Annotated in this window: 35 protein-coding genes; all 35 read right to left on the bottom strand. The window is 68.4% G+C overall.

Annotated elements, in window-relative coordinates; genetic code table 11:
• Window positions 1-37: 37 nt before the first annotated feature.
• The 35 genes from O7626_RS29125 to rpsL all read right to left on the bottom strand — a co-directional run bounded on the left by O7626_RS29125 (window position 38) and on the right by rpsL (window position 22,177).
• Complete coding sequence (locus tag O7626_RS29125; RefSeq protein WP_101368124.1) at window positions 38-1,060, bottom strand: DNA-directed RNA polymerase subunit alpha; 1,023 nt, start codon at window positions 1,058-1,060, stop codon at window positions 38-40.
• Between the two features lie 138 nt (window positions 1,061-1,198).
• A complete protein-coding gene (gene rpsD, locus O7626_RS29130) occupies window positions 1,199-1,825 on the bottom strand; it encodes a 30S ribosomal protein S4 (RefSeq protein ID WP_278064254.1) in 627 nt (208 codons plus the stop codon).
• Between the two features lie 16 nt (window positions 1,826-1,841).
• The gene (gene rpsK / locus O7626_RS29135; RefSeq protein ID WP_030329919.1) at window positions 1,842-2,249 is read right to left on the bottom strand and encodes a 30S ribosomal protein S11; all 408 of its coding nucleotides are present in this window, start codon (window positions 2,247-2,249) and stop codon (window positions 1,842-1,844) included.
• Between the two features lie 86 nt (window positions 2,250-2,335).
• Window positions 2,336-2,716 (bottom strand): 30S ribosomal protein S13, encoded by a 381-nt coding sequence (gene rpsM / locus O7626_RS29140; RefSeq protein ID WP_278064256.1) that lies wholly within the window; start codon window positions 2,714-2,716, stop codon window positions 2,336-2,338.
• Window positions 2,717-2,938: 222 nt separating this feature from the next.
• A complete protein-coding gene (rpmJ, locus tag O7626_RS29145) occupies window positions 2,939-3,052 on the bottom strand; it encodes a 50S ribosomal protein L36 (RefSeq protein ID WP_012184307.1) in 114 nt (37 codons plus the stop codon).
• 127 nt (window positions 3,053-3,179) lie between these two features.
• Entirely contained in the window at window positions 3,180-3,401 is a 222-nt protein-coding gene (gene infA / locus O7626_RS29150) for a translation initiation factor IF-1 (protein ID WP_007073013.1), read from the bottom strand.
• Window positions 3,402-3,618: 217 nt separating this feature from the next.
• Window positions 3,619-4,203 (bottom strand): DUF1707 domain-containing protein, encoded by a 585-nt coding sequence (locus O7626_RS29155; RefSeq protein WP_278064257.1) that lies wholly within the window; start codon window positions 4,201-4,203, stop codon window positions 3,619-3,621.
• A 194-nt stretch (window positions 4,204-4,397) separates the two neighbouring features.
• Entirely contained in the window at window positions 4,398-5,246 is an 849-nt protein-coding gene (gene map / locus O7626_RS29160) for a type I methionyl aminopeptidase (RefSeq protein WP_278064258.1), read from the bottom strand.
• Between the two features lie 9 nt (window positions 5,247-5,255).
• The gene (locus O7626_RS29165; RefSeq protein ID WP_278064259.1) at window positions 5,256-5,909 is read right to left on the bottom strand and encodes an adenylate kinase; all 654 of its coding nucleotides are present in this window, start codon (window positions 5,907-5,909) and stop codon (window positions 5,256-5,258) included.
• Complete coding sequence (gene secY, locus O7626_RS29170) at window positions 5,910-7,241, bottom strand: preprotein translocase subunit SecY (protein WP_278064260.1); 1,332 nt, start codon at window positions 7,239-7,241, stop codon at window positions 5,910-5,912.
• 237 nt (window positions 7,242-7,478) lie between these two features.
• A complete protein-coding gene (rplO, locus tag O7626_RS29175; protein WP_101368131.1) occupies window positions 7,479-7,922 on the bottom strand; it encodes a 50S ribosomal protein L15 in 444 nt (147 codons plus the stop codon).
• Window positions 7,922-8,104 (bottom strand): 50S ribosomal protein L30, encoded by a 183-nt coding sequence (gene rpmD / locus O7626_RS29180; RefSeq protein WP_013735939.1) that lies wholly within the window; start codon window positions 8,102-8,104, stop codon window positions 7,922-7,924. Before rpmD ends, rplO begins: the two co-directional genes overlap by 1 nt.
• Entirely contained in the window at window positions 8,104-8,718 is a 615-nt protein-coding gene (gene rpsE / locus O7626_RS29185) for a 30S ribosomal protein S5 (RefSeq protein WP_101368132.1), read from the bottom strand. The genes rpmD and rpsE overlap by 1 nt, the downstream gene beginning before the upstream one ends.
• Window positions 8,719-8,749: 31 nt before the next feature.
• Entirely contained in the window at window positions 8,750-9,127 is a 378-nt protein-coding gene (gene rplR / locus O7626_RS29190; RefSeq protein ID WP_347404872.1) for a 50S ribosomal protein L18, read from the bottom strand.
• 8 nt (window positions 9,128-9,135) lie between these two features.
• Complete coding sequence (gene rplF / locus O7626_RS29195; protein ID WP_278064262.1) at window positions 9,136-9,678, bottom strand: 50S ribosomal protein L6; 543 nt, start codon at window positions 9,676-9,678, stop codon at window positions 9,136-9,138.
• A gap of 16 nt (window positions 9,679-9,694) precedes the next feature.
• Window positions 9,695-10,102 (bottom strand): 30S ribosomal protein S8, encoded by a 408-nt coding sequence (rpsH, locus tag O7626_RS29200; RefSeq protein WP_018784557.1) that lies wholly within the window; start codon window positions 10,100-10,102, stop codon window positions 9,695-9,697.
• Between the two features lie 154 nt (window positions 10,103-10,256).
• Complete coding sequence (locus O7626_RS29205) at window positions 10,257-10,442, bottom strand: type Z 30S ribosomal protein S14 (RefSeq protein WP_007073023.1); 186 nt, start codon at window positions 10,440-10,442, stop codon at window positions 10,257-10,259.
• A 34-nt stretch (window positions 10,443-10,476) separates the two neighbouring features.
• Window positions 10,477-11,043 carry a 50S ribosomal protein L5 gene (gene rplE / locus O7626_RS29210; RefSeq protein WP_278064263.1) on the bottom strand — a complete coding sequence of 189 codons (567 nt, stop codon included), beginning with the start codon at window positions 11,041-11,043 and terminating at the stop codon, window positions 10,477-10,479.
• Complete coding sequence (gene rplX / locus O7626_RS29215) at window positions 11,043-11,357, bottom strand: 50S ribosomal protein L24 (protein WP_278064264.1); 315 nt, start codon at window positions 11,355-11,357, stop codon at window positions 11,043-11,045. The genes rplE and rplX overlap by 1 nt, the downstream gene beginning before the upstream one ends.
• A gap of 3 nt (window positions 11,358-11,360) precedes the next feature.
• Entirely contained in the window at window positions 11,361-11,729 is a 369-nt protein-coding gene (rplN, locus tag O7626_RS29220; RefSeq protein WP_007073026.1) for a 50S ribosomal protein L14, read from the bottom strand.
• A 114-nt stretch (window positions 11,730-11,843) separates the two neighbouring features.
• On the bottom strand, window positions 11,844-12,125 hold the full coding sequence (gene rpsQ / locus O7626_RS29225) for a 30S ribosomal protein S17 (protein ID WP_278064265.1): 282 nt from the start codon (window positions 12,123-12,125) through the stop codon (window positions 11,844-11,846).
• Window positions 12,122-12,358, bottom strand: a complete 237-nt coding sequence (rpmC, locus tag O7626_RS29230; protein ID WP_278064266.1) for a 50S ribosomal protein L29 — start codon at window positions 12,356-12,358, stop codon at window positions 12,122-12,124. The genes rpsQ and rpmC overlap by 4 nt, the downstream gene beginning before the upstream one ends.
• Entirely contained in the window at window positions 12,358-12,783 is a 426-nt protein-coding gene (gene rplP, locus O7626_RS29235) for a 50S ribosomal protein L16 (RefSeq protein WP_192765393.1), read from the bottom strand. Before rplP ends, rpmC begins: the two co-directional genes overlap by 1 nt.
• 3 nt (window positions 12,784-12,786) lie before the next feature.
• Complete coding sequence (gene rpsC, locus O7626_RS29240) at window positions 12,787-13,665, bottom strand: 30S ribosomal protein S3 (RefSeq protein WP_278064267.1); 879 nt, start codon at window positions 13,663-13,665, stop codon at window positions 12,787-12,789.
• Window positions 13,665-14,195 (bottom strand): 50S ribosomal protein L22, encoded by a 531-nt coding sequence (gene rplV / locus O7626_RS29245; RefSeq protein ID WP_278064268.1) that lies wholly within the window; start codon window positions 14,193-14,195, stop codon window positions 13,665-13,667. The genes rpsC and rplV overlap by 1 nt, the downstream gene beginning before the upstream one ends.
• A gap of 37 nt (window positions 14,196-14,232) precedes the next feature.
• Complete coding sequence (gene rpsS / locus O7626_RS29250; protein ID WP_067359615.1) at window positions 14,233-14,514, bottom strand: 30S ribosomal protein S19; 282 nt, start codon at window positions 14,512-14,514, stop codon at window positions 14,233-14,235.
• A gap of 14 nt (window positions 14,515-14,528) precedes the next feature.
• Complete coding sequence (gene rplB / locus O7626_RS29255; RefSeq protein WP_278064269.1) at window positions 14,529-15,368, bottom strand: 50S ribosomal protein L2; 840 nt, start codon at window positions 15,366-15,368, stop codon at window positions 14,529-14,531.
• Window positions 15,369-15,380: 12 nt separating this feature from the next.
• On the bottom strand, window positions 15,381-15,683 hold the full coding sequence (gene rplW, locus O7626_RS29260) for a 50S ribosomal protein L23 (RefSeq protein WP_278064270.1): 303 nt from the start codon (window positions 15,681-15,683) through the stop codon (window positions 15,381-15,383).
• Entirely contained in the window at window positions 15,680-16,333 is a 654-nt protein-coding gene (gene rplD, locus O7626_RS29265) for a 50S ribosomal protein L4 (protein ID WP_278064271.1), read from the bottom strand. The genes rplW and rplD overlap by 4 nt, the downstream gene beginning before the upstream one ends.
• Before the next feature lie 52 nt (window positions 16,334-16,385).
• The gene (gene rplC / locus O7626_RS29270) at window positions 16,386-17,048 is read right to left on the bottom strand and encodes a 50S ribosomal protein L3 (protein ID WP_278064272.1); all 663 of its coding nucleotides are present in this window, start codon (window positions 17,046-17,048) and stop codon (window positions 16,386-16,388) included.
• Between the two features lie 11 nt (window positions 17,049-17,059).
• Window positions 17,060-17,368: a 30S ribosomal protein S10 gene (gene rpsJ, locus O7626_RS29275; RefSeq protein WP_007073037.1), complete on the bottom strand. Its 309-nt coding sequence runs from the start codon at window positions 17,366-17,368 to the stop codon at window positions 17,060-17,062.
• A 349-nt stretch (window positions 17,369-17,717) separates the two neighbouring features.
• Window positions 17,718-18,911 carry an elongation factor Tu gene (gene tuf, locus O7626_RS29280; protein WP_101368147.1) on the bottom strand — a complete coding sequence of 398 codons (1,194 nt, stop codon included), beginning with the start codon at window positions 18,909-18,911 and terminating at the stop codon, window positions 17,718-17,720.
• A gap of 236 nt (window positions 18,912-19,147) precedes the next feature.
• Window positions 19,148-21,244: an elongation factor G gene (gene fusA, locus O7626_RS29285; protein WP_278064273.1), complete on the bottom strand. Its 2,097-nt coding sequence runs from the start codon at window positions 21,242-21,244 to the stop codon at window positions 19,148-19,150.
• Window positions 21,245-21,330: 86 nt separating this feature from the next.
• A complete protein-coding gene (gene rpsG, locus O7626_RS29290; protein WP_101368149.1) occupies window positions 21,331-21,801 on the bottom strand; it encodes a 30S ribosomal protein S7 in 471 nt (156 codons plus the stop codon).
• Between the two features lies 1 nt (window position 21,802).
• Window positions 21,803-22,177 carry a 30S ribosomal protein S12 gene (gene rpsL / locus O7626_RS29295; protein WP_101368150.1) on the bottom strand — a complete coding sequence of 125 codons (375 nt, stop codon included), beginning with the start codon at window positions 22,175-22,177 and terminating at the stop codon, window positions 21,803-21,805.
• Window positions 22,178-22,435: the final 258 nt, after the last annotated feature.

The raw sequence follows: 22,435 nt of genomic DNA on the forward strand, positions 1-22,435 counted from the left end.
TTTCCAGTGGGTGGCCGGAAATCCGGCTAGCCCCGGACTAAAGCTGCTCGGTCTCGCGGTAGTCGTCGGTGTCGTAGTCGGCCTCGCCGAAGGAGTCGACGACGTGCGCCGGGTCGAAGTTGGGCGCCGAGTCCTTCAGCCCCAGCCCCATACCGGCGAGCTTCATCTTGACCTCGTCGATCGACTTCTGACCGAAGTTGCGGATGTCCAGCAGATCGGCCTCGGTACGCCCGATCAGCTCGCCGACAGTGTTGATGCCCTCGCGCTTGAGGCAGTTGTAGGACCGGACGGTGAGGTCCAGCTCCTCGATCGGCAGCGCCAGGTCGGCGGCGAGCTGCGCGTCCTGCGGCGACGGGCCGATGTCGATGCCCTCGGCGCTCTCGTCCAGCTCCCGGGCCAGGCCGAAGAGCTCGACCAGGGTGGAGCCGGCCGAGGCCAGCGCGGTACGCGGCCCGATCGACGCCTTGGTCTCGACGTCGATGATCAGCCGGTCGAAGTCGGTACGCTGCTCGACCCGGGTCGCCTCGACGCGGTACGTCACCTTCAGCACCGGCGAGTAGATCGAGTCGACCGGGATCCGCCCGATCTCGGCGCCGGCCTGCTTGTTCTGTGCGGCGGTGACGTAGCCGCGACCCCGCTCGACGGTCAGCTCCATGTCGAGCCGGCCCTTGCCGTTCAGGGTGGCGAGCTTGAGGTCGGCGTTGTGCACGGAGACACCGGCCGGGGGCTGGATGTCGCCGGCGGTGACGTCGCCGGGGCCCTGCTTGCGCAGGTACATGCTGACCGGCTCGTCGTGGTCGGAGCTGACGCAGAGCTCCTTGACGTTCATGACGAGTTCGACCACGTCCTCCTTGACCCCCGGGATGGTGGTGAACTCGTGCAGCACACCGTCGACCTTGATCGAGGTGACCGCCGCGCCCGGGATGGAGGAGAGCAGGGTCCGCCGGAGCGAGTTGCCCAGGGTGTATCCGAAGCCCGGCTCCAGTGGCTCGATGGTGAACCGGGACCGGGTCTCGCTGATCGACTCCTCGGTGAGGGTCGGCCGCTGGGTGATGAGCATGCTGTTTCCTTTTCGTTCGGGGCACCCGCTATTTGATGCCCAAACTTCATGTCCGGCGCTCGGCACCGGCTGGTGTCCGGCGCTCCGCGCCGGCTCCCGGCAGAAGACCGGGAGTCGGCGCGGGAGCGCCAGGAACCGCTACTTCGAGTAGAGCTCGACGATCAGCTGCTCCTGGACCTGGGTGTCGATGACACCCCGGGCCGGAAGCGTGTGGATCAGCACCTTCATCTGGCTGGGGATCGCCTCCAGCCAGGCCGGCACCGTCTTCGAGCCGGCCTCGGCCTGCGCCACGATGAACGGCGTCATCTCCTTGGACTTGGCCCGGACCTCGACGATGTCGTGCTCCTTCACCCGGTACGACGGGATGTCGACCTTACGGCCGTTCACCGTCAGGTGGCCGTGCTTGACGAGCTGCCGCGCGTGGTCACGCGACTTCGCCAGGCCGGCCCGGTAGACGACGTTGTCGAGCCGGGACTCGAGGATCTGCAGGAGGATCTCGCCGGTCTTGCCCTTCTTGGCGACGGCCTCCTCGTAGTACCCCCGGAACTGCTTCTCCAGGACGCCGTAGACCCGGCGGGCCTTCTGCTTCTCCCGGAGCTGGAGCAGGTATTCGGTCTCCTTGGTGCGGCCGCGGCCGTGCTGCCCGGGCGGGAACGGCCGGGACTCGAACGGGCACTTCGGGCCATCGCACTTGCTGCCCTTGAGGAACAGCTTCATCTTCTCCCGACGGCAACGGCGGCAGTCGGGACCGGTGTAACGAGCCATGTTCTTCGTCTACCTCTCAGACCCGACGACGCTTCGGCGGACGGCACCCGTTGTGCGGCTGCGGCGTGACGTCGGCGATCTGGCCGACCTCGAGGCCGACGGCCTGCAGCGAACGGATCGCGGTCTCCCGGCCGGAGCCGGGACCCTTGACGAACACGTCGACCTTGCGCATGCCGTGTTCCATCGCCCGGCGCGCGGCGGCCTCGGCGGCGAGCTGCGCGGCGAACGGAGTCGACTTGCGGGAACCCTTGAAGCCGACCTGGCCGGCGGAGGCCCAGGAGATGACGGCACCGGTCGGGTCCGTGATGGAGACGATCGTGTTGTTGAACGTGCTCTTGATGTGCGCCTGCCCGTGGGCGACGTTCTTGCGTTCCTTGCGCCGGACCTTCTTGACGGCGGCCCCGGCGCGAGCCTTCGGTGGCATAAGTCTGTGCGCTCCTAGTTGACTTTCCGGTGCGGGTTGGAGTCCGGCCTACCTCGGCGGACGCCGACCCGGATTCCGGTTCAGTTCTACTTCTTGCCGGGCTTCTTCTTGCCGGCGACGGTCCGCTTCGGGCCCTTCCGGGTCCGCGCGTTGGTACGGGTCCGCTGGCCACGGACGGGCAGACCCCGGCGGTGCCGGATACCCGCGTAGCAGCCGATCTCGACCTTGCGGCGGATGTCAGCGGCGACCTCGCGGCGCAGGTCGCCTTCTACCTTGTAGTTGGCCTCGATGTGGTTCCGGAGCTGGACCAGCTCCTCGTCCGTGAGGTCCTTGGCGCGCTTGTCGGGGGAGATGCCGGTGGCGGCGAGCGTCTCCGCCGCGCGGGTCCGACCGACCCCGAAGATGTAGGTGAGCGCGATCTCCAGCCGCTTTTCGCGGGGGAGGTCGACGCCGGCTAGCCGTGCCATGTGCGGGCGTACTCCTCGGAATAGTTCACGGAGGTCTGGACCCGCCCCACCCCGCCTGCCCAAACCTGCGGGCCCCGGCCTCCGACCGGGGGTCGGCCACGACGCGTTCTCGCTGGGCGATCTCGCTGCTCGCGGCTGGGACGAGCTTGTGTTGTTGTACGGGATCTGCGGCCCGGACCTACTGCCCGCTGCACCGGCTCGTCGCCGGCCGGCGGGCGCGGATCAGCCCTGGCGCTGCTTGTGGCGCGGGTCGGTGCAGATGACCATGACCCGGCCGTGCCGGCGGATCACCCGGCACTTGTTGCAGATCCTCTTGACGCTCGGCTTGACCTTCACGGTTGCCTTACTTTCCCATCTGTGCCCGGCAGCGCGCTGACGCCGTCGAGTCTTGAGGACGGACACGGACACCCGGCCGCCGTCAGGCAGTTCCTGAACCCCGGACCGGGAGTCGGCCCGGCGCGGTTCACTTGTAGCGGTAGACGATGCGCCCGCGGGTCAGGTCGTACGGCGAGAGTTCGACGACGACCCGGTCCTCGGGCAGGATGCGGATGTAGTGCTGCCGCATCTTGCCGCTGATGTGAGCCAGCACCTTGTGACCGTTGGCGAGCTCCACCCGGAACATGGCGTTCGGCAGTGGCTCGATCACTCGGCCTTCGATCTCGATGGCTCCGTCTTTTTTCGGCATGTCCTCCGCTGTCCTGACGTCGGTTACTCCGGACGGCCCACAACGCCTTTTCCCGGACGGAGAACGTCCGAGCCAGCCGCGGCTCCGGGCCCCCACCGAAGCGCTGGTGGGCATGCCGGAGTGGACGCTGTGCGCCGATCAGCCAGTGTACGCGCGCCCGCACGCCAGCGCCAACCCGGGGACCCCCGGGCCGTCGGATCGGACGAACGCGACTATATCAGGGGGGTTCCCCCTGGCCGGCCTGCTCGTCCCGGCGGCGTTTCCGCTCCTCGATCCGGGCCTGCTTCTCGATCTTCGCCCGCTCTCTCGCGGCCTGCTTCGCCGCCTGCTTGGCCGCCCAGCGCTGCGGCTCCCCCTTCGCCAGCCCGGTGACCGTGCCGACCAGCAGCAGCGCGCCCAGCGGTCCCGCCACCCAACCCGGCCAGAAGTAGAGGAAGTCCCTCGCCACGACCGAGGTGACCGCCCAGATCGCCACCACCACGCCGACCAGGCCGAAATAGCCGTCCCAGGTGTCGGCCAGCCAGGCCCGGGTGGCACCCGGATAGCGGCCGTCGGGTCCGGGGCGGAACACCGGGGACTTCGGGTCGGTCGGCACCAGCCGAGCCTGGTCGACCGGCACCGTACCCGGCAGGTCGGTGAGCAGCCCGTCCAGGTCGGCGTAGGTCTTCGCGGCGTACGCCCGCTGGAGCCGGTCGTCGTACTCGCCCAGGTCGAGACGGCCCTCGTTCAGGGCCTGCCGGAGCTGGTCGGCCACGGCTGTCCGATCGGAGTCCGCAGCGCGCATCTGGTCCCGCCGGTCCATAGCTACGAGGATGCCACCCCCGGTCCAGCAGCGCCGACCCGCTAGCCGGATGCCGAGGCGACACCCGACGGCCCCGACCTGCTGCGTCGGTGCTGGTGGCCAGCGAAGGGTTGGGCGACCCGGCCACGCCCGATGCCGAAGCGGCGACTCCCGACCGCCCGGCCCGCGACTCCCGTCCGTAGGAGCGGTCCGCCTCAGGAGGCGGAGCGGGCGGGCTCGCGGGAGGTGACCAGGTCGCCGAGCCGGGACCGGCCGCCGTCCGGGGCGGTCAGCACCCAGACACCGTCGTCCAGCAGCGCCATCGTGTGCTCGACGTGCGCCGCGATCGACCCGTCCCGGGTGACCACCGTCCAGCCGTCGTCCAGCTCCACGGAGCGGGGCGAGCCCATCGTCACCATCGGCTCGATCGCCAGCGCCATCCCCGGCACCAGCCGTGGGCCACGACCCGGCCGGCCGTGGTTGAGCACGTGCGGGTCCTGGTGCATCTCGGTACCGATGCCGTGCCCGCCGTACCCCTCGACGATGCCGTACCGGCCACCGGCCCGGACCGCCCGCTCCACGGCGTACGAGATGTCGGTCAGCCGGCCGCGGCCGCTGAGCATGCCCCGCGCCGCGGCCCGGATCCCGGCCCACATCGCGTCCTGGGCGACATCGGCCATCCGGAGCAGTTCGGGGCGGACCTCGCCGACCGCGACGGTGATCGCGGCGTCGCCGTGCCAGCCGTCCAGCACCGCACCGCAGTCGATCGAGATCAGGTCGCCGTCCCTGAGCACCTGGGTCGGGGCCGGGATGGCGTGCACGATCTGCTCGTTGACCGAGGAGCAGATCGACGCCGGGAAGCCGTGGTAGCCCTTGAACGACGGGACGCCGCCGGCCTCCCGAATCACCGACTCGGCGATCGCGTCGAGGTCGGCGGTGGAGACGCCGGGCGCGACCGCCGCACGCATCCGCTCCAGGGCCGCTGCGACGACGAGCCCGGCGGCCCGCATCAGCTCGATCTGCTCCGGGGTCTTCAGCTGGATGTCCAGCTGGTGACGGCGCATGGTGCCAGCCTATCCGCCGTACGACCGCAGGGCGTCGATAGCCCGGACGGTGACGTCCTCCACCGGTCCGGTGGCGTCGATGCCGACGAGCTTGCCCTGGGCGCCGTAGTAGTCGATCAGCGGCGCGGTCTTGCTGGCGTACTCCCGCAGCCGCTCGGCGATCGTCTCGGCCTTGTCGTCGTCGCGCTGGAAGAGCTGGCCGCCGCAGCGGTCACAGAGCCCTTCCACCGAGGAGGGGTCGAACTCGATGTGCCAGACCTTGCCGCAGCCCCGGCAGGTACGCCGGCCGGAGAGCCGCCGGATGACCTCGTCGTCGTCGACCACCAACTCCAGCACCAGGTCGAGCGCGGTGCCGAGATCGGCCAACAGCTTGTCCAGCGCGGCGGCCTGCGGCGTGGTCCGGGGGAAGCCGTCGAGCAGGAACCCCTCGGCGGCGTCCGGCTCGGCGAGCCGCTCCCGGACCATGTTGATCGTCACCTCGTCCGGCACCAGCTTGCCGGCGTCCATGTAGCGCTTCGCCTCGACACCAAGGGGGGTGCCCTGCGAGACGTTGGCCCGGAAGATGTCCCCCGTCGAGATCTTGGGCACGGCGAGGTGGGCGGCGATGAACTCGGCCTGGGTCCCCTTGCCCGCCCCGGGGGGACCGACCAGAACGAGTCGCATCTACCGCAGGAACCCTTCGTAGTTCCGCTGCATGAGCTGGCTCTCGATCTGCTTCACGGTCTCCAGACCGACGCCGACCATGATCAGCACAGCGGTACCACCGAACGGGAAGTTCTGGAACTGCTGGTTGTCCAGCCAGATGAAGAAGAAGTTCGGCAGGATCGAGATCAGACCCAGGTAGAGCGCACCCGGCAGGGTGATCCGGCTGAGGATGAAGTCGAGGTAGTCGGCGGTCGGCTTGCCGGGGCGGATGCCCGGGACGAACCCGCCGTACTTCTTCATGTTGTCCGCGACCTCGGTCGGGTTGAACGTGATCGAGACGTAGAAGTACGTGAAGAAGATGATCAGCAGGAAGTAGACGCTGATGTAGGTCGGGCTGTCCGGCTGCACGAGGTGGTTCTGCACCCAGGTCTGCCAACCGTTGAGGTTGTTCTGGTCGAAGAACTGGAGCAGCAGCGACGGCAGGTAGAGCAGCGACGAGCCGAAGATGACCGGGATCACACCCGCCTGGTTGACCTTCAGCGGGATGTAGGTGGAGGTGCCGCCGTACATCCGCCGGCCGATCATGCGCTTGGCGTACTGCACCGGGATGCGGCGCTGCGCCTGCTCGATGAAGACGACCGCGGTGATGACCACCAAGACCAGCACCAGCACCAGGGCGAACATCCCCCAGCCCTTGTTGTTCTTGATCGTCCAGCCCTCGCTGGGCAGCCGCGCGGCGATCGAGGTGAAGATCAGCACCGACATGCCGTTGCCGACACCCCGGTCGGTGATCAGCTCGCCGAGCCACATCACCACGCCGGTGCCGGCGGTCATCGTGATCACCAGGACGCTCACGGTCAGCCAGGTCGGCAGCCCGGTGCCCTCCGGGATGATCGGGAACTCCTGGCACATCCCGTTGAAGAGCTGACCGGAGCGGGCCAGCGCCACGAACGCCGAGGCCTGCAGGATGCCCAGCCCCAGGGTCAGGTACCGGGTGTACTGCGTGATCTTCGCCTGACCGGCCTGACCCTCCTTGCGGAGCTGCTCCAACCGCGGGATGACCACGGTGAGCAGCTGAAGGATGATCGACGCGGTGATGTAGGGCATGATGCCCAGCGCGAAGACCGACAGCGACAGCAGCGCGCCGCCGGAGAAGAGGTTGAGCAGGTTGAAGACACCGTTGCCCTCACCCGACTCCATGGTCTTGATGCACTGCTGCACGTTGCCGTAGGAGACGCCTGGGCTGGGCAGCGTGGCGCCGAGCCGGTAGATCGCGATGATGCCTACTGTGAACAGCAGCTTCTTGCGCAGGTCAGGCGTGCGGAACGCACTGAGAAAGGCGGAGAGCAACTTCTTCCTCCTGCGCGAGGCGGGCCGCCGGTGGTTCGTGGCGGGACGGGGTGGTGGTCGGGCGATCGACCCGATACCCATAGCTGGGATCGGACTCTAACAGTCCGGCGCGCTTCCGGGCAGATCCACCCGGGAAGCATTCACCGCTTCCGATATTAACGGGACGCGTGACCCGCTAGTAGGTCGCGGCGCCCGCCAGTTGCGATGAACTGGGCGAGCGCCTCGACCACGACGTCCTTACAGCTCCGTCACCGAGCCGCCGGCAGCGGTGATCTTCTCCTTGGCCGACGCGCTGAACGCGTGCGCCGACACCTGGAGGGCGACCCCGCCCAGCTCCCCGGTACCGAGGACCTTCACCGGCTGACCCTTGCGGACGGCGCCGGCCTGGACCAGCTCCTGCGGACCGACCTGGCCGCCCTCCGGGAACAACTCGGCGAGCCGGTCCAGGTTGACCACCTGGAACACGACCTTGAACTTGTTCTTGAAGCCCTTCAGCTTCGGCAGCCGCATGTGGATGGGCATCTGCCCACCCTCGAACGCCGCCGAGATGTTCTTCCGGGCCTTGGAACCCTTGGTGCCGCGACCGGCGGTCTTCCCCTTGGAGCCCTCACCGCGACCCACCCGGGTCTTCTCGGTCTTGGCTCCCGGTGCCGGGCGCAGGTGGTGGACCTTGATCGTCATTACTCGACCTCCTCGACCTTCACGAGGTGGCTCACGGTGAAGATCATGCCCCGGATCTCGGGACGGTCCTCCTTGACCACCACGTCGTTGATCCGCTTGAGACCGAGCGACCGCAGCGACTCGCGCTGGTTGTGCTTGGTCCCGATGCCGGACCGGACCTGGGTCACCTTCAGGCGTGCCATCAGGCAGTCACCCCCGCCTGGGCCGCCAGCATGGCGGCCGGGGCGACGTCCTCGACCGGCAGACCCCGACGCTTCGCGACCGCCTCCGGCGACTCCAGCCCCTTCAGGGCCGCCACGGTGGCGTGCACGATGTTGATCGGGTTGGACGAGCCGAGGCTCTTGGAGAGCACGTCGTGGATGCCCGCGCACTCCAGCACGGCCCGGACCGGACCACCGGCGATGACGCCCGTACCGGCGCTGGCCGGCTTGAGCAGCACGACACCGGCCGCGTCCTCACCCGTCACCGGGTGCGGGATCGAGGCACCGATCCGGGGCACCTTGAAGAAGTGCTTCTTGGCCTCCTCGACACCCTTGGCGATCGCCGCGGGCACCTCCTTGGCCTTTCCGTAACCGACACCGACCGTGCCGTCGCCGTCGCCGACGATCACCAGGGCGGTGAAGCTGAAGCGACGACCGCCCTTCACGACCTTGGCAACCCGGTTGATGGCGACGACCCGCTCGAGATGCGGCGTCTTCTCGGCGGGCGCGTTTCCGCGACCGCCCTCACGGCGGTTGTCGCGGCGACCACCCTCGTTGCCACCGGACCCGCCGCCACGGCGCTGTTGACCTGGCATCAGCAGCCTTCCTCTCTCCTCGTGACGGGGTTCAGAACTCGAGCCCGGCTTCGCGGGCCGCGTCGGCCAGCGCGGCGATCCGCCCCGCGTACCGGTTGCCACCGCGGTCGAAGACGACCTTGCCGATCCCGGCGGCCTTGGCCCGCTCGGCGACGAGCGCGCCGACCTTGCCGGCCAGGGCGCTCTTGTCGCCCTCGGCACCCCGGATCGAGTCGTCCATGGTCGAGGCGGAGACCAGCGTGTGGCCCTTGCCGTCGTCCACGATCTGCGCGGTGATGTGCCGCAGCGAGCGGGTGACCACGAGACGCGGCCGCTCGGCGGTGCCGAAGACGGTCTTGCGGACCCGGAAGTGCCGACGCGCCCGCCCGACGGCGCGCTGGGCGGCAACCCCGCGACGGCGCTTGAGCAGCGTGGCGGTCACTTCTTACCTGCCTTTCCGGCCTTGCGGCGAACCACTTCGCCCTGGTACTTGACGCCCTTGCCCTTGTACGGCTCCGGCGGGCGGATCTTCCGGATGTTGGCGGCCACCTCGCCGACCTGCTGCTTGTCGATGCCGGCCACGTGGAACAGGGTGGGCCGCTCGACCGTGAAGGTGATCCCGGACGGGGCCTTCACCTGCACCGGGTGCGAGAACCCGAGCGCGAACTCCAGGTCGCTGCCCTTGGCGGTGACCCGGTAACCGGTACCGGCGATCTCCAGGGTCTTGCGGTAGCCCTCGGTCACCCCGACGATCATGTTCGCCACCAGGGTACGGCTCAGGCCGTGCAGTTCCTTGGCCTTGCGCTCGTCGTTCGGCCGGTTGACGTGCAGCTGGCCGTCCTCGCCCCGCTCCGCCGTGATCGGCTCGGCAAGGGTGTGCGACAGCTCGCCCTTCGGTCCCTTGACCTTGACGGTGGAGCCGTCGATGGTCACCTCGACGCCGGACGGCACCGGGATCGACTTACGTCCAATACGCGACATATCTCTCTGTCTCCCGTTACCAGACGAAGGCGAGGACTTCCCCGCCAACGCTCCGCTTGCGGGCCTGCCGGTCGGTCAGCAGCCCCTGGGACGTCGAGATGATCGCCACACCCAGTCCACCGAGCACCCGCGGGAGCCCGTCGGACTTGGCGTACACCCGGAGGCCGGGCTTGGACACGCGCTTGATGCCGGCCAGGCTCCGCTCCCGGTTCTGGCCGTACTTCAGCTCGACGACCAGTCGCTTGCCGACGGCGCCCTCCTCGGGCTCCTCGACCGACCAGGTGGCGATGTAGCCCTCGGACTTGAGGACCTCGGCGATGTTCGCCTTGATCTTCGAGTAGGGCATCGTCACCCGGTCGTGGTACGCCTGGTTGGCGTTACGCAGACGCGTCAGCATGTCTGCGATCGGGTCGGTCATCGTCATGGATTTCGTCAGCCTTTCTCGCCGGGGTTCCCGGGGCACTGGCCCGGGCCTGCGGCGTTGCGATCCTCGCCCCGGACATCGGCCGGAACGTGGCTGGGCCCAAAGCGGACGGCGGGACGTTCTCCGCTCCGCCGCCCACGGATGGGGCGCAGTGTCACCAGGAAGCCTTCGACACGCCGGGCAGCTCACCGCGGTGGGCCATCTCCCGGATGCAGACCCGGCAGAGGCCGAACTTGCGGTAGACCGCCTTCGGCCGACCGCACCGCTGGCAGCGGGTGTATGCGCGAACCGAGAACTTCGGCTTCGCGGCGGCCTTGAGGATCAGCGCCTTCTTCGCCATCTCAGTTCTCCTTGTTTCGATCCGTCACGGCTGCTCAGCTCTCCTTGAACGGAAAGCCGAGGAGCTTGAGCAGCGCCCGGCCCTCGTCGTCGGTCCTGGCTGTGGTCACCACCGTGATGTCCATGCCCCGCACCCGGTCGATCCGGTCCTGGTCGATCTCGTGGAAGACCGACTGCTCGGTCAGACCGAACGTGTAGTTGCCGTTCCCGTCGAGCTTGCGCCCGTCGAGGCCGCGGAAGTCCCGGATCCGGGGCAGCGCGATGGAGAGCAGCCGGTCCAGGAACTCCCACATCCGGTCACCCCGCAGGGTCACCTTGGCACCGATCGGCATGCCCTCGCGGAGCTTGAACTGCGCGATGGACTTGCGGGCCCGGCGTACCTGCGGCTTCTGGCCGGAGATGGTGGCCAGGTCGCGTACGGCGCCGTCGATCAGCTTCGCGTCCCGGGCCGCCTCGCCGACACCCATGTTGACGACGATCTTGACCAGTCCGGGCACCTGCATCGGGTTGCCGTACTGGAACTGCTCGCGCAGCTGGCCCACGATCTCTTCGCGGTAGCGCTGCTTGAGCCGGGGCAGCGTCTTGGTCTCGGTTGCCGTCATCACAGGTCCTTACCGGTGCTGCGCGCGATGCGAACCTTCTGGCCGCCCTCGTCGATCCGGTACCCGACGCGGGTCGGGTTGCCGTCGGAGTCCAGGACCATCACGTTCGAGACGTGGATCGCGGCCTCCTGGGTGACGATGCCGCCGGTCTTCGCACCGCGCTGGGTGGTGCGGATGCGGGTGTGCTTCTTGACCCGGTTCACGCCCTCGACCAGGACCTTGTCCTGCCGCGGGTAGGCCGCGATGACCTTGCCCTTGGCACCCTTGTCCTTGCCGGCGATGACGATGACCGTGTCGCCCTTCTTGACCTTCACGGTTTACAACACCTCCGGCGCGAGCGAGATGATTTTCATGAACCGCTTGTCCCGCAGCTCACGGCCAACCGGGCCAAAGATACGGGTACCTCGCGGGTCGCCACCATCCTTGATGATCACGGCCGCGTTCTCGTCGAATCGGATGTACGAGCCGTCCGGCCGCCGCTTCTCCTTCGCGGTGCGGACGACGACCGCCTTGACGACGTCGCCCTTCTTCACACCGGCACCGGGGATGGCGTCCTTGACCGTGGCCACGATGACGTCGCCGATGCTCGCGTAGCGCCGACCGGAGCCACCGAGCACCCGGATGCACAGGATCTCCCGGGCACCCGTGTTGTCGGCGACGCGCAGTCGCGACTCCTGCTGAATCACGTCTATCTCCTATGTCTGCCAGTTCTCAGCCGGCGGCACGTCCGGCCTGCCTTTCGACCGAGGTCGGCGGCTGCCGGCTGAGCTTGGCGGAACCCTGAGCCTGCGGTACGGCTCTTACTTGGCCTTCTCGAGGATCTCCACGACCCGCCACCGCTTGGTGGCGGAGAGCGGACGGGTCTCCATGAGCAGCACCCGGTCGCCCACGCCGCACGCGTTCTGCTCGTCGTGCGCCTTCAGCTTGCTGGTGCGGCGCATGACCTTGCCGTACAGCGCGTGCTTGACCCGGTCCTCGACCTCGACGACCACGGTCTTTTCCATCTTGTCGCTCACCACGAGGCCCTCGCGGACCTTGCGCTGGGGCCGCGCCTGCGCGGCGGTGGTCGTTTCGTCACTCATGATGCAGTCACCTCAGTCGGCGCGGCCGAAAGCCCAAGCTCACGCTCACGCATGATCGTGTAGATCCGGGCGATCTCCCGGCGGATGACCTGGAGCCGGCGGTTGTTGTCCAGCTGACCGGTCGCCCCCTGGACGCGGAGGTTGAACAGCTCCGCCTTGGCCTCCCGGAGCCGGCTCACCAGCTCCTCCTCGGAGAGCTCACGCAGCTCGCTGGCCTTGACGCCCGCGGCCATCAGCTTTCACCCACTTCGCGCGTCACAATGCGGCACTTCATCGGGAGCTTGTGGATCGCGCGACGCATCGCCTCTCGCGCGATCTGCTCGTTGGGGAAGGACATCTCGAAGAGCACCCGCCCCGGCTTGATGTTGGCGACCCACCACTCGGGCGAACCCTTACCGGAACCCATCCGGGTCTCGGCGGGCTTCTTGGTCAGGGCCTGGTCCGGGAAGACCGTGATCCAGACCTTGCCACCACGCTTGATGTGCCGGGTCATCGCGATACGGGCCGCTTCGATCTGCCTGTTGGTCAGGTACGCGGACTCGAGCGCCTGGATTCCGAACTCGCCGAACACCACCCGGGTGCCACCCTTGGCCGCGCCATGGCGGTCGGGGTGGTGCGGCTTGCGGAAGCCCTTCGGGGGCTTGCGCGGCATCAGCATCTGTCAGCCCTCCTGCGCTGAGCTGTCCGTTCCGGCGGAAGCCGCCGGAGTCGCCGCGGCGGTAGCCGGCGCGGCGCTGTCGTTCGTCGCCTCGGCAGGCGGACCGGAGATCTCCGCCTGCGCGGCCCGGCCCGCCTCGGTCCCACCGGCGGTGGTGCCGGAGGAGCCGGAGCGGCCACGACGCGGCCGGTCGGGACGGTCGCCCCGCTCGCGGCGCGGACGTGCCGGACCCGCCTCGGCCGGAGCCTCCCGACCGGGTACGGCGTCGCCCTTGTAGATCCAGACCTTCACGCCGATCCGGCCGAAGGTGGTCCGGGCCTCGAAGAAGCCGTACTCGATGTTGGCCCGCAGCGTGTGCAGCGGCACCCGACCCTCGCGGTAGAACTCGGTACGGCTCATCTCGGCGCCGCCGAGCCGGCCGGAGACCTGCACCCGGATGCCCCGCACCAGCGGGTTCTTCATCGCGGACTGCATGGCCTTACGCATCGCCCGCCGGAAGCTGACCCGGCTGGAGAGCTGCTCGGCCACGCCCTGCGCGACGAGCTGCGCGTCCGACTCCGGGCTCTTCACCTCGAGGATGTTGAGCTGCACCTGCTTGCCGGTCAGCTTCTCCAGCTCGCCACGGATCCGGTCGGCCTCCGCGCCCTTCCGGCCGATCACGATGCCCGGCCGGGCGGTGTGGATGTCGACGCGTACCCGGTCCCGGGTGCGCTCGATGTCGACCTTGGAGATGCCGGCCCGCTCCAGGCCCTTGGACATCATCCGCCGGATCTTGACGTCCTCGGCGATGTAGTCCTTGTATAGCTTGTCCGCGTACCAGCGCGACTTCCAGTCGGTCGAGATGCCGAGCCGGAACCCGTGCGGGTGAACCTTCTGACCCATTACTCGGCACCCTCCGTCTTGCTCTGCGTCTGGCCGCCCTCGCTCGCGGCCGGCTCGGTCGCCTTGGCCGACTCCGTCGACTCGGTCGCCTTGGCCGGCTCCGTCGCCTTGGTCGCCTTGGCCGGCGCGGCCTTCTTCGCCGCACCCCGCCCGCCCGGCGCCGCCGGCGCCACGGCCTCCACCACGACGGTGATGTGGCAGGTCCGCTTGCGGATCCGGTACGCCCGGCCCTGCGCCCGGGGCTGGAACCGCTTCATCGTCGGGCCCTCGTCCACGAACGCCTCGCTGACGAGCAGCGCGTCGGGGTCCAGCCGCTCGTTGTTCTCCGCGTTGGCGATCGCGCTCGCGAGCACCTTGTAAACCTGCTCACTCGCCGCCTGCGGCGCGAACTGCAGCACCGTGAGCGCCTCCTTCGCGGGCAGACCGCGGACGAGGTTGACCACCCGGCGCGCCTTGGTCGGCGAGATGCGCACGTGTCGCGCAACCGCCCGCGCGCCCGGAAGCACCGGAGCGTCGCCCTTTACTGGCATCGCTGAAACCCCTTGATCCTTTATCCGTGGTCGGCGCTCAGCGCCGGCGGCTCTTCCGGTCGTCCTTCTCGTGACCCTTGAACGTGCGGGTCAGCGCAAACTCACCGAGCTTGTGCCCGACCATCGCCTCGGTGACGAACACCGGGACGTGCTTGCGCCCGTCGTGCACGGCGATCGTGTGCCCGAGCATGTCCGGGATGATCGTCGAGCGGCGCGACCAGGTCTTGATGACGTTCTTCGAGCCCTTCTCGTTCTGCGTCTCCACCTTCTTGAGCAGGTGGTCGTCGATGAACGGGCCCTTCTTCAGGCTGCGAGGCATATCTACCTATCTCCTTAGCCGCGCTTACGGGTGGCGTAGCGGCGGCGGACGATGAGGCGGTCGCTCGCCTTGCCCTTCTGCCGGGTACGACCCTCGGGCTTACCCTGCGGGTTCACCGGGTGACGACCACCGGAGGTCTTGCCCTCACCACCGCCGTGCGGGTGGTCGACCGGGTTCATCGCCACACCACGGACGGTCGGGCGGCGGCCCTTCCAGCGCATCCGGCCGGCCTTACCCCAGTTGATGTTCGACTGGTCGGCGTTGCCGATCTCGCCGATGGTGGCCCGGCAGCGCACGTCCACCCGCCGGATCTCGCCGGAGGGCATCCGCAGCGTGGCGTACGCGCCCTCGCGGCCCAGCAGCTGAATGCCGACGCCGGCCGAGCGGGCCAGCTTGGCACCGCCACCCGGACGCAGCTCCACCGCGTGGATGGTGGAACCCACCGGGATGTTGCGCAGCGGCAGGTTGTTGCCCGGCTTGATGTCGGCGCTCGGCCCGGACTCGACCCGGTCGCCCTGCTTCAGGTCCTTCGGCGCGATGATGTACCGCTTCTCGCCGTCGGCGTAGTGCAGCAGCGCGATCCGCGCGGTGCGGTTCGGGTCGTACTCGATGTGCGCGACCTTCGCCGGCACGCCGTCCTTGTCGACCCGCTTGAAGTCGACCAGACGGTACTGCCGCTTGTGCCCGCCACCGTGGTGCCGCGTGGTGATCCGGCCGTGGGCGTTGCGCCCGCCCTTCTTCGGCAGCGGGACCAGCAGCGACTTCTCCGGGGTCGACCGGGTGATCTCGGCGAAGTCGGCGACGCTGGAGCCACGCCGGCCCGGCGTCGTCGGCTTGTACTTACGGATAGCCATTGTCTATACCCCTCAGCTGACCGGGCCGCCGAAGGCCTCGATGCGGTCGCCCTCGGCCAGCTTCACCATTGCCCGCTTGGTGTCCTTGCGCTTGCCGTACCCGGTGCGGGTGCGCTTGCGCTTGCCCTCGCGGTTGGCCGTGTTGACGGTCAGTACGCGGACGTTGAAGATCTGCTGGATAGCGATCTTGATCTGCGTCTTGTTGGCGTCCGGGTGCACCAGGAACGTGTACCAGTTCTGGTCGAGAACGCTGTAGCTCTTCTCCGAGACGACCGGCGCGAAGATGATGTCCCGCGGGTCGGCGATGGTGGTCACTTGTCGCTCTCCTCACCCTGCGCCCCACCACGGCCGCCCAGGAACTCGTCCAGGGCCTCCTTGGTGAAGACCACGTCGTCAGCCACCAGCACGTCGTACGTGTTGAGCTGGCCGGCCTCCAGAAGGTGCACCCGGGGCTCGTTGCGCAGCGAGAGCCAGTTCAGCTCGTCGGTGCGGCTGAGCACCACAAGCACCCGCTTGGCCTCGCTCGCCTTGCGCAGCACGCCGAGCGCCCCCTTGGTCGACGGCGTCTCGCCGGTGACGAAGGTCTCGACGACGTGCACCTGACCGTTGCGGGCCCGGTCCGAGAGGGCGCCACGCAGCGCGGCGGCCTTCATCTTCTTCGGGGTCCGCTGGCTGTAGTCGCGCGGGACCGGCCCGTGCACGACACCACCGCCGGCGAACTGCGGCGCGCGGATCGAACCCTGCCGGGCCCGCCCGGTGCCCTTCTGCTTGTACGGCTTCTTGCCGCCACCGGCGACCTCGCCCCGGGTCTTGACCTTGTGCGTGCCCTGCCGCGCGGCGGCGAGCTGGGCGACCACGACCTGGTGCATCAGCGCGATGTTCGCCTGGGCGTCGAAGATCTCGGCGGGCAGCTCGACGGAGCCGCTCTTGGTCCCCTCGGCGTTCAGCACGTCAACGGTGGTCACAGCGCTCGTCCTCCGTTCGCGACTGCGGGGCTCGCAAGCTCACTCCTCGGGCTCACTTGGCACCGCCCTTCTTCGCCTCGGTCTTGGCCGCGGAGCGGACCAGCACCAGCGCGCCCTTGGGGCCGGGGATGGCGCCGCGGACCAGCAGGATGTTGTTCTCCAGGTCGACCGCCTGGACGGTGAGGTTCTGCACGGTGTACCGCGCCCCACCCATCCGGCCGGCCATCCGGACGCCCTTGAAAACCCGGCCCGGGGTGGCGCAGGCGCCGATCGAGCCCGGCGAGCGGTGCTTGCGCTCGACACCGTGGCTGGCGCGCAGGCCGTGGAAGCCGTGCCGCTTCATCACACCGGCGAAGCCCTTGCCCTTGGTCCGGCCGGTCACGTCGACCGTCGCGCCCGGCGCGAAGGTCTCGACGTTGACCTCCTGGCCCAGCTCGTAGTCGGTCGCGTCGGTGGTGCGCAGCTCGACGATGTGCCGGCGCGGTGCCACCTCGGCCTTGGCGTAGTGGCCGGTGATCGGCTTCTTGACCTTCCGGGGGTCGATCGCGCCGTACGCCAGCTGGACCGCGGAGTAGCCGTCCTTCTCAGCGGTGCGGACCTGGGTGACGACACACGGTCCGGCCTGCACCACGGTCACCGGGACAACCTTGTTGTTGTCCCAGACCTGGGTCATGCCGAGCTTGGCGCCCAGGATGCCCTTCACTTGCCTGTCCATTAGTCCGGTCCCTACAGCTTGATCTCGATGTCGACGCCAGCCGGCAGGTCGAGGCGCATGAGCGAGTCGACCGTCTTGGGGGTCGGGTCGATGATGTCGATCAGACGCTTGTGCGTGCGCATCTCGAAGTGCTCACGCGAGTCCTTGTACTTGTGCGGCGAACGGATCACGCAGAAACGGTTGATCTCCGTGGGCAGCGGCACCGGGCCCGCGACCTGAGCCCCGGTACGCGTCACCGTCTCAACGATCTTGCGCGCCGAGGAGTCGACCACCTCGTGGTCGTACGCCTTGAGCCGGATGCGGATCTTCTGTCCCGCCATGGTGGCCTCTGTTCCTTCTCTCGCCTTGTCCGTCCCGCCCGTCCGCTGCCGCGGAGCGCGCTCCCGGGTGGGGAGCGGGATGTTCCACGCCGGGCGCGGGCGCTGCCCAGTTCCCGTGCTGTCCGACCCCCGCGGTCGGGCGTGTCGCACCCCGGGGCCGGACTCCACCCCGAATATTTCCGAGACGGTCCCGCCCGTGCGGGAAGTTTCGGGGCGCCGGCGGTAGATCAACTACCCCCGGACGCCCAGCAAGGGTGGCTGACTGCTGGGCAGCCAACCACCCCGCCGGTACGCAACCTGACCAGTATGCCGTACTACCGCACGGCAACGCTAATCGGGGTTACCTGAATTACTTTACGATCTTCGTGACGAACCCGGCGCCGACCGTCCGGCCACCCTCACGGATCGCGAACTTGAGGTTTTCCTCCATCGCGATCGGCTGGATCAGCTTGACGGACATCGTCGTGTTGTCACCCGGCATGACCATCTCGGTGCCCTCGGGCAGCGTGACGACGCCGGTAACGTCCGTGGTCCGGAAGTAGAACTGCGGACGGTAGTTCTGGAAGAACGGGGTGTGCCGGCCACCCTCCTCCTTGGAGAGGATGTAGACGGTCGCCTCGAACTCCGTGTGCGGGGTGGTGGTGCCGGGCTTGACGACCACCATGCCGCGCTCGACGTCCTCGCGCTTGATGCCCCGGAGCAGCAGGCCGACGTTCTCGCCCGCACGGGCCTCGTCCAGCAGCTTGCGGAACATCTCGATGCCGGTGCAGACCGTCTTCTGCGACTTCTCGCGGATACCGACGAGCTCCACCTCCTCGTTCGGCTTGAGGATGCCACGCTCGGCGCGGCCGGTCACCACGGTGCCCCGACCGGTGATCGTGAAGACGTCCTCGATCGGCATCAGGAACGGCTTCTCGGTCTCCCGCTCCGGCTGCGGAATGGCGGTGTCGACGGCGCTCATCAGGTCCATGAGCTTGTCGGTCCACTCCGGGTCGCCCTCGAGGGCCTTCAGCGCCGAGACCCGGACGACCGGCAGGTCGTCACCCGGGTACTCCTGCGCCGAGAGCAGCTCGCGGACCTCGAGCTCGACGAGCTCCAGCAACTCCTCGTCGTCGACCATGTCGCTCTTGTTCAGCGCCACGACGATGTACGGCACGCCGACCTGGCGGGCCAGCAGCACGTGCTCGCGGGTCTGCGGCATCGGGCCGTCGGTCGCCGCGACCACCAGGATCGCGCCGTCCATCTGCGCGGCACCGGTGATCATGTTCTTGATGTAGTCGGCGTGACCGGGGCAGTCGACGTGTGCGTAGTGCCGCGCCTCGGTCTGGTACTCGACGTGCGCGATCGAGATCGTGATGCCCCGGGCCTTCTCCTCCGGCGCCTTGTCGATCTCGTCGAACGGCGTGTACGGGTTCAGGTCCGGCATCCTGTCGTGCAGGACCTTGGTGATGGCCGCCGTCAGCGTCGTCTTACCGTGGTCGATGTGACCAATGGTGCCGATGTTGACGTGCGGCTTAGTCCGCTCGAACTTCGCCTTCGCCACTGGTGTCCTCCTGTGGACTTCTTGGTTCGTACGCCCGGCACGCCATTCGGCGCTCAGGACTCTGTCGACAGCCTTTCCGACCGAGGATTCCCGATCGGGAAGTCATGTGGGTCTTGCGGCGGTGAAACCTTCAGGCCCGGTCTCGCAGCCCGGCCCGTGGGCGCCGCGGGCGAGATTACCCGCCCGCGACACTCGCGGAATCACCGGCCCGGCAACAGGTCAGTGCGCGTTTCCGCTCACTCGCCCGTCGCCTTCGCGATGATCTCCTTCGCCACGCTCGCGGGAACCTCGGCGTAGGAGTCGAACTGCATGCTGTAGCTAGCCCGGCCCTGGGTCTTCGACCGCAGGTCGCCGACATAGCCGAACATCTCCGACAGCGGCACCAGGGCCCGGACGACGCGAGCGCCGCTGCGCTCCTCCATCGCCTGGATGATGCCTCGGCGGGAGTTCAGGTCGCCGATCACGTCGCCCATGTTCTCCTCGGGCGTGGTGACCTCGACGGACATCATCGGTTCGAGCAGTGCCGGGTCGGCCTTGCGGGCCGCGTCCTTGAGCACCATCGAACCGGCGATCTTGAAGGCCATTTCCGACGAGTCGACCTCGTGGTACTGGCCGTCCAGCAGGGTGAGCTTCAGCCCGACCAGCGGGAAGCCGGCGAGGATGCCGTACTGCATGGCGTCCTGCGCACCGGCGTCCACCGACGGGATGAACTCCCGCGGGATCCGGCCACCGGTCACCGCGTTGGCGAACTCGTACGTCGGCGAGTCGTTGTCCAGCGGCAGCGGCTCCAGGCTGACGATGACCCGGGCGTACTGCCCCGAACCACCGGTCTGCTTCTTGTGGGTGTACTCGATCTTGTCCACCTTGCGGCGGATGGTCTCCCGGTACGCCACCTGCGGCTTGCCGATGTTCGCCTCGACGTTGTACTCGCGGCGCATCCGGTCCACCAGGATGTCCAGGTGCAGCTCGCCCATGCCGGAGATGACGGTCTGGCCGGTCTCCTCGTCGAGCTTGACCCGGAAGGTCGGGTCCTCCTCGGCGAGCCGCTGGATGGCGGTGCTGAGCTTCTCCTGGTCGGCCTTGGTCTTCGGCTCGATCGCCACCTCGATGACCGGCTCGGGGAAGGTCATCGACTCCAGGATGACCGGGTTGGCCGGATCGCAGAGGGTGTCGCCGGTGGTGGTCTGCTTGAGACCCTGCACCGCGATGATGTCGCCAGCCTGGGCCGAGCTGCGCTCTTCCCGCTTGTTGGCGTGCATCTGGTAAATCTTGCCGATCCGCTCCTTGCGGTCCTTCGTGGAGTTGATCACCTGCGATCCGGACTCCACCACCCCCGAGTAGACCCGGACGTAGGTCAGTTTGCCCAGGTGCTTGTCGGTCTGGATCTTGAAGGCCAGCCCGGAGAACGGCTCCTTGCGGTCCGGCTTGCGCTGCAGCGGGGTCTCGCCGTCGGTCGCGGTGCCCTCGATCGCCGGGATGTCCAGCGGCGACGGGAGGTAGTCCACCACCGCGTCGAGCATCGGCTGGACGCCCTTGTTCTTGAAGGCCGAGCCGCAGAGCACCGGGTTGGCCTTGCCGCCGATGGTGGCCCGCCGGATGGCGGCCTTGATCGCGTCGACGGAGAGTTCCTCACCCTCGAGGTACTTCTCCATCACCGAGTCGTCGACGTCGGCGAGCGTCTCGATCAGCTTCTCGCGCCACTCGGCGGCCTGGTCGGCGAGGTCGGCCGGGATCTCCTCGACCGCGTAGTCCTCGCCCTTCTGGGTCTCGCCGCGCCAGGTGAGCGCGCGCATCCCGACCAGGTCGACGACACCGATGTGCTCGGCCTCGGTCCCGATCGGGATCTGCAGCACCAGCGGGGTGGCGTTGAGCCGCTCGATCATCATCTGCACGCAGCGGAAGAAGTCCGCCCCGGTCCGGTCGAGCTTGTTGACGAAGCACATCCGCGGGACGTTGTACTTGTCGGCCTGACGCCAGACGTTCTCCGTCTGCGGCTCCACACCGGCGACACCGTCGTAGACTGCGACCGCACCGTCGAGGACCCGCAGCGACCGCTCGACCTCGACCGTGAAGTCGACGTGGCCGGGCGTGTCGATGATCTGGATCGTGTGGCCCTTCCACTCACACTTGGTGGCGGCGGAGGTGATGGTGATCCCCCGCTCCTGCTCCTGCTCCATCCAGTCCATGACGGCGGCGCCCTCGTGGACCTCACCGATCTTGTAGGTGATGCCGGTGTAGAACAGGATCCGCTCGGTGGTAGTGGTCTTACCGGCATCGATGTGCGCCATGATGCCGATGTTGCGTACGTTGGCGAGCGCGTCTGCGGCGGCCACTTCAATCCCTACTTGTCGTCTCGTCGGTGTGATCGCGACCGGTGCCGGGCTCCGGCGCGGTGGACCGCGCCGGAACCCGGAGGCCGTTACCAGCGGTAGTGCGCGAAGGCCTTGTTGGACTCGGCCATCTTGTGGGTGTCCTCACGCCGCTTCACGGCGGCGCCAAGACCGTTGCTCGCGTCCAGCAGCTCGTTCATCAGCCGCTCGACCATCGTCTTCTCCCGACGGGCCCGGGAGTAGGTGACCAACCAGCGCAGGCCCAGCGTGGTGGCACGCTGCGGCTTGACCTCGACCGGCACCTGGTAGGTCGCGCCACCGACCCGGCGGCTGCGCACCTCCAGGGTCGGCTTTACGTTGTCCATCGCCCGCTTGAGGGTGACCACAGGGTCGGTGCCGGACTTCTCCCGGCAGCCCTCCAGGGCCTCGTAGACGATGCGCTCGGCGAGCTGCCGCTTGCCGCGCAGCAGGATCTTGTTCACCAGCTGGGTGACCAGCGGGGAGTTGTACACCGGGTCGGCGACCAGCGGCCGGCGCGGAGCAGGGCCCTTACGCGGCATGTCAGCTCTTCTCCTTCTTCGCGCCGTAGCGGCTGCGGGCCTGCTTGCGGTTGCGGACACCCTGGGTGTCCAGCGAACCGCGGACGATCTTGTAACGCACGCCCGGAAGGTCCTTCACCCGGCCGCCGCGGACCAGCACGAGGGAGTGCTCCTGGAGGTTGTGCCCGACGCCCGGGATGTAGGCGGTCACCTCGATCTGGCTGCTGAGCTTCACCCGAGCGACCTTGCGCAGCGCGGAGTTCGGCTTCTTGGGGGTGGTGGTGTACACGCGCGTGCACACGCCGCGCCGCTGGGGACTTCCCTTCAGCGCCGGCGTCTTGGTCTTACTCGTCTTCGCCTGGCGGCCCTTGCGGACCAACTGCTGGATCGTGGGCACCGGGTTTTCCGCTCCCTTCGGCCGCCCTCTGCGACCGCGCCGTGTGTCTTAGCCGCCCGCAACGGGTGGCTCTCTTACCTTCCAACCAGGGCCGTCTCGCGGCGGTCCCGGCACCCGCGGTCGGGCGTGTCGCCCGCTCGCGGTTTCCGCCGCCGCTCGTCGACGCCGGATTCCAGCTCGCCGGCACGCCGGGGGCGTAGCCGACTCGTTTCGACTGTGTCGTGACGTTGCCCGATCGCCATGGGCTCGGGCACACGC

It is taken from the genome of Micromonospora sp. WMMD1102 (genome assembly GCF_029626265.1).
Lineage (GTDB): Bacteria > Actinomycetota > Actinomycetes > Mycobacteriales > Micromonosporaceae > Plantactinospora.